Here is a 9,782-nt window from a genome sequence, read left to right as displayed (position 1 = left end):
GGGCTGCGCTTGTGCTGGGGCGGTTTGTGGGGTTGCCGCTGGTGGCTAGGGGAGTGTTGGCCGTGGTGGCGATGGGTGGGTTCGCGGTTGTTGCGAGGCCGTCGCCGAGTGTGTTGCGGGCGTTGGTGATGGGGACGGTTGCCGCTGTCGCGCTTGGGAGTGGGCGGTCGCGGGATGGGATGGCGGCGCTGTCGGGGACGGTGTTGCTGCTGGTCTTGTTCAATCCCGGGCTGGCTCGGGAGTACGGGTTCGCGCTCTCCGTCGCCGCTACCGGAGGGATCCTCGTTCTGGCGCCGCGGTGGCGTGATCGTATGGCTGTGCGTATGCCGGTTTTGGTGGCTGAGGCGATTGCCATCCCGGCTGCGGCTCAGGTGGCTGTCACGCCGGTATTGGTGCTGATGTCAGGGGAACTCGGGTTGGCTGCGATTCCCGCCAACCTTCTGGCGGGTCCCGCCGTGGCGCCTGCCACGATTCTCGGTTTCCTCGCCGCACTGATTGCCCCGGTGAGTATGGATTTGGCGCAGCTGGTCGTTCGCCCGGCGGGGTTGTGCGCGAGTTGGATCATCACCGTGGCCGAATGGGCGGCTGAGCTTCCGCTGGCCACGGTGGGGTGGCCTGCCGGGGGGCTGGGGCTTGCCCTGTTGGCGGTGGTGTCCGTGGTGGCTTGGCTGGCACTGCGTCGGCAGGGTGGCAGACGATTGGTGATCGCTCTGGCCGGGAGCTCGCTGGTCGCCGTCCTGCTTGTGGGCCCGGCGACTTCAGCCTGGCCTGCCCGGGGCTGGTTGCTCGTGATGTGTGATGTCGGGCAAGGGGACGCTCTGGTTCTGTCGGTAGGGGAAGGTCAGGCGGTGGTCGTTGACGCGGGTCCGGAGCCTGGGCTGGTCGATCGATGTCTGCGCAGGTTGGGTGTGCACACGGTGCCGCTGCTTGTGCTCACTCATCCGCATCTCGATCACGTGGGTGGACTGACCGGTGTCCTCCGAGGTCGCCGAGTCGGTGCCATCGTCGTCAGTCCGAACCGCATACCCCCGCGAGAGAGCGCCCGTGTCTCTGCGGAACTTCGCGCCAGGCAGATCCCCGAGTGGGTCGTCCGCCCCGGCACCCGCTGGCGCTTCGGTTCCACCGAGATCACCGTGCTCGCCCCCACCGCCGAAGATCCCATCCAAGGTCAAGGTGAAGGATCCATATCCAACAACGCCAGCGTCGTCCTCCTGGTCCGCTGGCCGGCCGGCTCGGCCCTACTCGCCGGAGACCTGGAAACCGAGGCGGAGGCCACCTTGCTACGCACCGGAGTCCCAAATGTCGACATCCTCAAAGTCCCCCACCACGGCTCCAGCCGTCAGGACCCCGCCTTCCTCGCGGCCACCAAAGCCCGGGCCGCTCTCATCAGCGTCGGCGCCGACAACACCTACGGCCACCCCTCACCCACGACCGTCAGCCGCCTCACCTGGCTCGGCACCCGCGTCTACAGAACCGACCGCACCGGCGACCTAGCCGTCATCTCCCACGAGGGCCGCCTAGCGGTGATCCCACGAGGTACTGGCTAGCACCACGGTCTGCGCAGGCGTGAACGGCAGGGGAGCCGGTTTGCCAACCTTGCCAGCTGAACCTTCCAGCGGGCTGAGACTCCAATCGCTCTGACGGCTTGAAGCGTCGCCTTAGTGGGGAACTACCGGCGACGTGGTCGCTCGTCTCCGAGCTCTCACAGCTCATGAACATGATCGCCGGTAACGCCGACGCTGGCTTCTCAGTAGCTACCGCTGTCTGCGGCCCCTGGCGCCGGGACCTGGACGTCGCTCGGGTAGCTCAGCTTCACGTCGGCTTCCGTAGGCCGGACGCGGGAGGGAAGGCGTGAGCATCGGTGTGGCTTGCAACTCCTAACGGAATAGGCGAGTTGCGGGGTCGGTCGCCGTTTTCCGGCGCCGTTTACGCAGGTGATGCTTCTCACCGCGTCGGTGCCAAGAAGGCGTGGCCCATTCTGTTAGTGGTTCTTGGACACCATTGTTGTGCCGGCTTGCTTCCAGAGCCGGACGCGGGAGGGGAAGGAACGAGCATCGGTGTGGCGGTGGTCGGGTCGGACAACATCGGGACCGATCTGATGATTTTGGCGGGCGGCTGAGGTGGCGGCGTAGCCGCTTCAGGTCCTCGCGTGGGCTGCGATCCGCGATAGAGGTTCGGGGTCGGTAGGCAACGCCGATGCTGTCGAGGCCGTGCTCGTATGGGCTGCGATCCGCGATAGAGGTTCGGGTCGGCGGCAACGCTGATGCTGTCGAGGCCGTGCTCGTACAGGCTGAAATTCGCGGTAGGGGTTTGGGTCGGAGTCTTGGGTTGGGCGTGGCATGCTGCCTGGCATGGGGAATGTTGCGGCGGTGACGTTGGTGGTCGGGGATGAGGAGTTGCTCGCGGATCGGGCGGTTGGGGCGGTGGTGGCTGAGGTCCGGGAGGGGGGTGAAGTTGCTGAGGTGCATGATCTGCTGGGGGGGAAGGTTGAGGCGGGGGAGCTGACCAGGCTGACTTCGCCGTCGTTGTTCGGGGATCGGGCGATCATTGTGATTCGGTCGGCGCAGGATCTGTCCAAGGATGTGATCGCTGAGGTTGTGAAGTATGCGAATAATCCGGGGGAGGACGCTGTTCTGGTGCTTGCCCATCCGGGTGGGGTCAAGGGGAAGGCGCTTGTTGATGGTGTGAAGAAGGCGGGGGCGCGGCTGGTCATCGTCACCAAGTTGACCAAAGCCGGGGAGCGGATCGACTTCATCAGGAACGAGGTCCGGCAGGCGGGGCACACGATCACGCCTGTTGCGGCGCAGGCGCTTCTTGATGCGGTTGGTAGTGATCTTCGGGAATTGGCGGCGGCGTGTAGCCAGCTCATCTTCGACACCGGGACCAAGAGCATCGGTGAGGACGCGGTGGCCCGCTATCACCGGGGCCGCGCCGAGGTCAGTGGTTTCACCGTGGCCGATCTCGCCGTCGAAGGAAAGGCTGGCGAAGCTCTCGAACAGCTGCGCTGGGCGCTGGCTACCGGGGTTGCCCCCGTTCTGATCGTCAGTGCGCTGGCAGGTGGCCTCCGGTCCCTCGCGAAAGTTTCCGGCGCCCCCAGAAACGCCAACGAGAACCAGCTGGCCTCTCAGCTCGGCATGCCCCCCTGGAAGATCAGAAACGCCCGGCGCCAACTCAACGGCTGGGGCCCGGAAGGTCTCTCCCGCGCGATCCAATCCGTCGCACGCGCCGACGAACAGGTAAAGGGAGGCGGCACAGACCCCGCCTACGCCCTTGAGAACACCGTGCAAACCATCATCGCCAACCGCACCGGGCACTGAAGTCGACCAGTCAGCGACTGGAGAAGGCGCACATCGGCCAACTCGCCTTCACGGGTGATAACCGGTGTTGGCCTCAAACCGCCGCGGTCTCGCTGAGTAGCCGTTTGCGGAGGGGGTTGGCTGGATGGCGGGCAGCTGAAGGGGGTGCTGGCGGGTGCTACATGGCATCAGCAAAGAATCGCGGATATTCTTTCGGCATCTATTGCCATGAATGGCCGCTGGGCTGAGATCAATTCCCCTGGCGAATGCGGAAGATAGTTCATCGAGAACTGGTGCATCCGGTATATCGGCCATTTCGGCGACCGGCGGGTGGGGAACCGGCGCGGCACCCTCTACCAGGGGATGCGTAGACTCGAAGTACGGATCGGGGACGCTTCGCCGGCTCGCTGAGAACGGTTAGCACCTCCAAATCCAGCAAATCCCAGAGAAAGGGGCAAGGTGCATCCCGTTGACCAGAGGTACGCCGCGTTGGTGGCTGCCGGACTGCCCAGCCAGTTCTGTCTCACCTGGTGCCGGGAGAACGACCTGGACCTGGTGGCGGGCAGGTTCGGCGCGGACGTGGAGACGGGACTCCGGGCTACCGAGGACGACATCGAGGAGCTGGAAGAAGACGACAGCGTCGAGATGCTCTACCTGATCTCGGTCGGTGATTGGACGTTGGCGCTGGAACCGGGCGGCTACCAGGGGTCGCGCAGTGTGGTGCTGGAGTCGGTCTCCGCCGGCGGGCTCGCGCTGAGCGTCTTCTGGAACGGCGAGCTGGACAACGCCATCGGCTTCGCCGTCGATGGGGAACTGGCGACCTCGTTCGACATCACCGACCTGAAACGGCGCTCGGGCGCGGATCCTGACGTTCTCGACGAGGCGCTCGCCGAGTTGGGCCTGCGTGACGGTCTTTCCCTGGACGAGATCAAGGCGCGGGCGCTGGCCTTGGGCGAGCAGGTCAGCGGTCATGCGCTTACGCCCGAATCGCTGCGCGCGTCCCGGCAGGCGTACCAGATCAGTGATCCGCTCCCCAGTCCGCTGGTTCCGGCTGACTATCTGAACCCGCGCGAGCCTTTCCTGGACGAACCGGCCTTTGTCCGGCTGATCGCAGACCCGTCGCCGGCGGCGGCTCCCGAGCTCCTTCGTGAACTGGTCGCCACCGTCATCACGATCGCCGATCTGCGAGGTCCGCTACCCGAGGACGTCCTGCGGCTCCTGGACCACGGCGAGCGCTTCCCCGGGGAACGCGGCACCCTGCGATCACAGTTGTGGCAAGAGGCGGGAGAGGCCAGACAGCTCAGCGCCGGATCCCCGGCCCTCGACCTGACCAGCCACGCCCTCGTCGTCCTCTACCGCGCCTTGCTCCCCGCCCCGGTCGAAGCCGCAGACGCCGCCACCAGGGAGGCCGTCAGGCTACGCACCGCCACCAGGGAGGACGGAATGCGCCTGATCGTCCTCAACCGGATCAGCGAGCACATGGAGCGCGCGCACCGCCGCCAAAAACCGCATGGGCTCTGAGCGGGCATGAGCCGTCGAGTTAGTCCCGGCTGGATTCGAGATAGCCGGTGAGATAGGTCAGCGACGCGGCGATATCCTCGCCGGTGTCGTGGGGTCGGCGCAGGTCGTCGGCGAAGATGGCGATGTCGGCGAGCCGCCACCAAAGCGCATAGAGAGCGAGGCCGGACGATGTGACGGTCCGGCCGGTGATCTGGGTGTAGCGGGCGAGCGGGTCGTCGCCGTGGTCGTCCGGGTCTTCGCCGAGCATGCGGGAGAGGGCGGGAGTGAGCATCCACAGGTCCCGTTCCGGCGGGGCGATCTGCACGGTTCCCCAGTCGATGAGTCGCAGTCCGGCCGGGGTACGCATGATGTTGCCGGGATGCGGTTCGCCGTGCGTGACCACCCAGACCGCCGTAGTGTTCCGTACCTGGTCGGCCCGCCGGTCGAAATCGGCGAGCAAGCGTTGAATCTGCCCGGTATGGACGGACAGCAGCGTGCGGGCCGGCTCGGCGTATGGCCCACCGGTCCACTCCTGGCCGAGGTCCTGCAATGCCTCCTCCAGCCGGTCGCGACCGGGCAGGACCAGGTCGGCCCGCGATGCGATATTCGCCACGATCGGGGTTGCCCGATGTAGCTCGGCCAGGAGGTCGACTACCTCGGCCCGGTCCTCGGGTGGGTGCGTGCCGAATTGCCCGGCGGCACCCGCCACCATCGGAAACACCGACAGGGCGTACCGCAGGGCAACCTGCCGCACCAGGGCGTCGGTCGTGGTTGGGGTCGGCGCGAGGACGAAGTCGAGCCCCGCCTCTGGGCGCAGTGCCAGAGCCGTGGCGCATGACCGGGCGAGCCCGTTGAATGCGTCATCACGTCGGGCGGCCTCGACGCCGAGGTCGTCGATCTTGACGAACCATGCTGTTCCGTGCTGATCGATCACCGACCAGTGGTAGCTGCCCGCCCCGACCGGGAGGTACTCGACCGAGTGGGCCTCGATGCCCCAGCCCTCGGTCAGTGCCACGATCAGTTCGGGCTCCGTCAGGTCCGCCGGTCTATCTCTCATACGCTGGCCTTCTTCCTCGCTCGGCGCATGGCTCGCGCTTCAGGAGATGGCCCGCTCGATGCGGCAGAACGGCGCTCGTGGCCGTCGGGCTCGTGCAGCCTCATAGCCGGGATCTCAGCACGTCAACCTCGCAGCCTGGCGCGAACGGGTCGAAGTCGTGCTCGACCAGCCAGCGGATCACCAGCAGGCTTCGCAACGCCCACCACGCGCGGATCACGTCGAGGTCGACGTGGGCGCCGTAGCCGGCGACGACGTCGCCAAGGCGCTCCTCGTGTCCGAGCGTCAAGGTGGCGAGGTCGTACAGGGCGTCGCCCTGGGCCGCCTCGGACCAGTCGATCACGCCGGTGATCTCGTCACCGTCGACGAACACGTGGGTGACCTGCAGATCGCCGTGCGCGAACACCGGTGTCCGCGGCCGGAGCGCGGCCTCGGCAACCTGGCGGTTGCGCGTGACCAGGTCGGTGGGAAGGACTCCGTTCGTGACGAGCCACTCGCATTCGCCGTCGAGGCGGGATGCGATCTCGTCGAGGCTCCGACCGGGCCATGGCGGCAGCGGCGCGTCGTGCAGCTTCCGTGTGGCGGCACCCGCCGCGGCCCACGCCGCCGGCGACGCGGTCGACGGCTCGCCGAGGCGGCCGAGTGCCGTCCCCGGGAGGGCGGCGAGCGCGAGTACGGGCGGTTTCCGCCACAGGACCTCCGGAGTCGGGATCGGCGCCATGGCCATCGCCTCGACCTCGACGTCGGTGCGCGTCTGATCAGCGTCGATCTTCAGGAACACGTCGCCGACGCGCAGGGTCGCGCGCTCGTTATGGGCGACGACGACCTCGACCTCCTCCACGTCGGCCATTATCGCGAGGATGACTACCGATGTCGCCGGGTTTATCCCGTGCGACTGCGCGGATGCGCAGGCGGCGAAGGTCGGACGACGGCTTGGCCGGGCTCTCTGCCCAGTCGAGAAAGCCTGGCGACTTAACTATCGAGTGACCCGTATCGCCCACTCGACCGAACCAGGGGCTTCCACTCGAATTGTCAGCTTGCGTTTGGATTTGAGATCAAACTGGTTCAGCGTGGGAGTGATCGGGGCCATGTGATCGACATGGTTGATAGTGGCTCCAAGGAGACTTCCGCGATTCCCGCGCCTCGACAGTCGAACAGCACCCAAGATCGTTCCCTTGGCGGCCTGAATCTCTCCGATGACGCGAGAGCCTTTCGTAGGCCCAGTGGCGTCGATGCCGGGCGTCTTGATCGCCTCCAGCCAGCGAATAGTTGATCACGGGCGGCGCAGGCGGGACGGCCGAATGCGGCCAGTGGTGGACGGATTTCGGCGATGGGCCTGGAGGCCTTGTCCCGGAGGGCGGGTCTGCATCGTTCCAACGGTCGATCGGGGCTGGCCTTGAGGATCTCCTGCCACTGCGCCCAAACGGTGCGGCCGGCGAGTGTGACAGGCGCCGGTTCCGGCGGCCTTTGCGGATGTTGTCGACTTGATTTGGGTTCGCCGAATTTCTCGGCCCCGGAATTCTCTATTGAATTTACGCTCTTTGGCGAGTTATGCTCCGGAGCGATACGGCGACCGCGATAAAGGATTATTTCGGTTCCGCAGATACGGACTTTTCAGAAGGGTTCGCTCGGTCGCGAACAATCACGGCGTGTCCCATTTCCAAAAGCTCAGTGGCGCGGCCCCATTTTCGAGGGAAATTAACTCATTCGCCAGGCGTTCTCGGCATTTTCGCTGAGCGCGCGGAAGTCCCCTGCCAGGAAGGTGATGACTGAGTGTCCGTTGACGAAACACAGCCCCACGTGGACGAGGTGTGGGCGGCCTGGACCGACGATCGGAAACTGTGGGTGACCGCGCGGGGCGGCCCCGGGGGCGCGAACCTTCAGGCGCAGTGGCCGAACGGCACGTGGGCGGGCATCGGCGATTTCCGCGCCGACGGCACGCTGACCAACCCCGACGTGCCCTCGGGCTACATGTGGAGCCAGAACGTGTTCCGCCTGCGAGCCCACCAGTACGGCCAGGTCTCCGCGGCGCGAGACATCTCCGTACGCCCGCCGCTGGTCGTCACTCCCCTGTGGACCCCCGAGGGCAAGCTGCAGGTGTCCGCGCGGGGCGGTCACGAGGGGGCGAACCTTCAGGCGCAGTGGCCGAACGGTTCGTGGGCGAGTATCGGCGATTTCCGCGCCGACGGCACGCTGACCAACCCCGACGTGCCGCCGGGCTACATGTGGAGCCAGGACATCCTGCGCCTGCGCGTCTACAAGGGCGGCCTCACCTTCCCCGCCCAGCTGGAGGTCCGGGTACGCCCTCCGCTGACCGGGGTATCGGCGGTCCGCGCCCCTGACGGCAAGCTGGTGGTGTCCGCGCGGGGTGGGCCGGCGGGGGCGAACCTTCAGGCGCAGTGGCCGAACGGCTCCTGGGCGAGCATCGGCGACTTCCGCGCCGACGGCACACTGACCAACCCCGACGTGCCGCCGGGCTACATGTGGGACACGACCACCGTGCGCCTCCGGATCCACCAGGCCGGACGGACCTTCGACGCGGTCGAGGCGACCGTCGACTTCCCCCAGCCGCGCATCCTGGGCATCAAGCCGTCCGTCACCGCCGGCGACGAGGAGGCGCGCCTCCAGCACTGCCTTCAGTACGCCGACTACCAGCCCACCGGCTACTACGCGCCGGCCGGCAAAGAGATCACCATCACCCTCTACGGCAACGCCCCGGGGATGGAGGCGCTCATCGGCACGCAGGGCCTGGTGGACCGGAAGGACCCCGCCCAGCAGAGCCCCTCCATGCGGCCGACCGCCCTCAAACCCGGCACCAACAAGATCACGGACCCGTACGGCGGCATCGTCCACATCCGCTACACCACCGCCACCGGTACGGGCGACGCCGCCTGGATGACCCTGGGCGGCATCACGCAAGCCATCCCCTACTACGTCAAGGGAACGACGACGGCCGCCCAGTGGTCCGCCATGCTGGCCAAGACACCCGCGCCGGAAGTCGAGATGGTCAGCGACTGCGTCGTCATCGCCGCGCTGCTGCCCACCGCGCTCGCCCTCAAGAGCGCGGACCCGGGCAAAACACTCGCCGCGCACGACGAGATCATCGCCATCCAGGAGGACATCAGCGGCCTGGACGGCAGCTCCAACATCCACGCCCGCCCTCGCCTGCGCCTGTACGCGGTCGAGGCGAACAGCACCGCGAATCCGCACGCGACGACGGGATACATCGGCCTGCCCCACGAATCCACCCCCGGGTACTTCACGAAAGCCCTCCTGACCGAGGCGGCCCGCAACTCGTGGGTCATGCTCCACGAGTACGGCCATCACTTCCAGCAGGAGACCACCTACGGGGGGACCGAGGGAATCAGCGAGATCTCCGTCAACCTGTACGCTCTCGCCGTCGGCCGCAAACACCGGAACGAATACAGCGACGAATTCCCGAACCGCTGGGCCGGGACGCAGGCGTACCTGAGCCGGCCGCGTTCGCAGAAGAGATTCGAGGCGAGCGAAGTCGACGCTCAAGCGATCTTCGAACAGTTGCGGCTCGGCCTCGGCGACAGTTTTCTGCGTACCTGGCATAAATATGTCCGGGCCGAGCACGGGAACACGACGGACACCCACGAACGCAAGAAATGGTTCGTGGTGTCGGCGTCCGCCGCCGCTCAACTCGACCTCTGCGACTTCTTCGCCGACTGGGGCCTGCTCAAGGAGAGCGAGCAGGACATCTGGGCCACCGTTCGCGGCCTGGGCCTGCGCAAGCCCGAAGCCGACATGACCAAACTCAAGGCATACACCTAAGAACCCGCTGCGCCCGATGGAGGGCGTCCCGGCGGTGTGAGACCGCCGGGCCAGGTTGTTGAGGCGGCGGCCGGCCAGTTTGAGGACCAGGCCGGTGAAGAGCTTGGCGCCTGCGGAGGTCAGGTGGCTGTCCA

6 protein-coding genes are annotated in these 9,782 nt (G+C 66.7%); 4 read left to right on the top strand and 2 right to left on the bottom strand.

From position 1 onward, the window contains the following. Positions 1-11: 11 nt before the first annotated feature. The 3 genes from Acor_RS19640 (at position 12) to Acor_RS19630 (ending at position 4,817) form a co-directional block, all read left to right on the top strand. Positions 12-1,547: a ComEC/Rec2 family competence protein gene (locus tag Acor_RS19640; protein WP_281353240.1), complete on the top strand. Its 1,536-nt coding sequence runs from the start codon at positions 12-14 to the stop codon at positions 1,545-1,547. Positions 1,548-2,351: 804 nt separating this feature from the next. Beyond that, positions 2,352-3,317 carry a DNA polymerase III subunit delta gene (gene holA / locus Acor_RS19635; RefSeq protein ID WP_155338141.1) on the top strand — a complete coding sequence of 322 codons (966 nt, stop codon included), beginning with the start codon at positions 2,352-2,354 and terminating at the stop codon, positions 3,315-3,317. Between the two features lie 471 nt (positions 3,318-3,788). Next, positions 3,789-4,817, top strand: coding sequence for a DUF6461 domain-containing protein (locus Acor_RS19630; RefSeq protein ID WP_155338140.1), 1,029 nt, complete (start codon positions 3,789-3,791; stop codon positions 4,815-4,817). Between the two features lie 19 nt (positions 4,818-4,836). Here the strand turns inward: Acor_RS19630 and Acor_RS19625 are convergent, their stop codons facing one another. Both Acor_RS19625 and Acor_RS19620 read right to left on the bottom strand, forming a co-directional pair. After that, positions 4,837-5,853 carry a phosphotransferase family protein gene (locus Acor_RS19625; protein ID WP_155338139.1) on the bottom strand — a complete coding sequence of 339 codons (1,017 nt, stop codon included), beginning with the start codon at positions 5,851-5,853 and terminating at the stop codon, positions 4,837-4,839. A gap of 100 nt (positions 5,854-5,953) precedes the next feature. Further along, positions 5,954-6,700, bottom strand: coding sequence for a phosphotransferase family protein (locus tag Acor_RS19620; RefSeq protein WP_246238787.1), 747 nt, complete (start codon positions 6,698-6,700; stop codon positions 5,954-5,956). 923 nt (positions 6,701-7,623) lie between these two features. Here Acor_RS19620 and Acor_RS19615 point away from each other — a divergent pair. Beyond that, positions 7,624-9,648, top strand: coding sequence for a M60 family metallopeptidase (locus Acor_RS19615; RefSeq protein WP_155338138.1), 2,025 nt, complete (start codon positions 7,624-7,626; stop codon positions 9,646-9,648). The last annotated feature ends 134 nt before the right edge of the window (positions 9,649-9,782 follow it).

It is taken from the genome of Acrocarpospora corrugata (assembly GCF_009687845.1).
Taxonomy (GTDB): Bacteria; Actinomycetota; Actinomycetes; order Streptosporangiales; family Streptosporangiaceae; genus Acrocarpospora; species Acrocarpospora corrugata.
The sequence above is the reverse complement of the archived record's forward strand: the minus strand, read 5'-3'. Positions and strand labels throughout refer to the sequence as shown.

What these genes read in the sequence shown, in the direction of transcription:
- holA (WP_155338141.1), top strand. Translation starts at nt 2,352, where the DNA reads ATGGGGAATGTTGCGGCGGTGACGTTGGTGGTCGGGGATGAGGAGTTG.
- Acor_RS19625 (WP_155338139.1), bottom strand. Translation starts at nt 5,853, where the DNA reads ATGAGAGATAGACCGGCGGACCTGACGGAGCCCGAACTGATCGTGGCA.
- Acor_RS19620 (WP_246238787.1), bottom strand. Translation starts at nt 6,700, where the DNA reads ATGGCCGACGTGGAGGAGGTCGAGGTCGTCGTCGCCCATAACGAGCGC.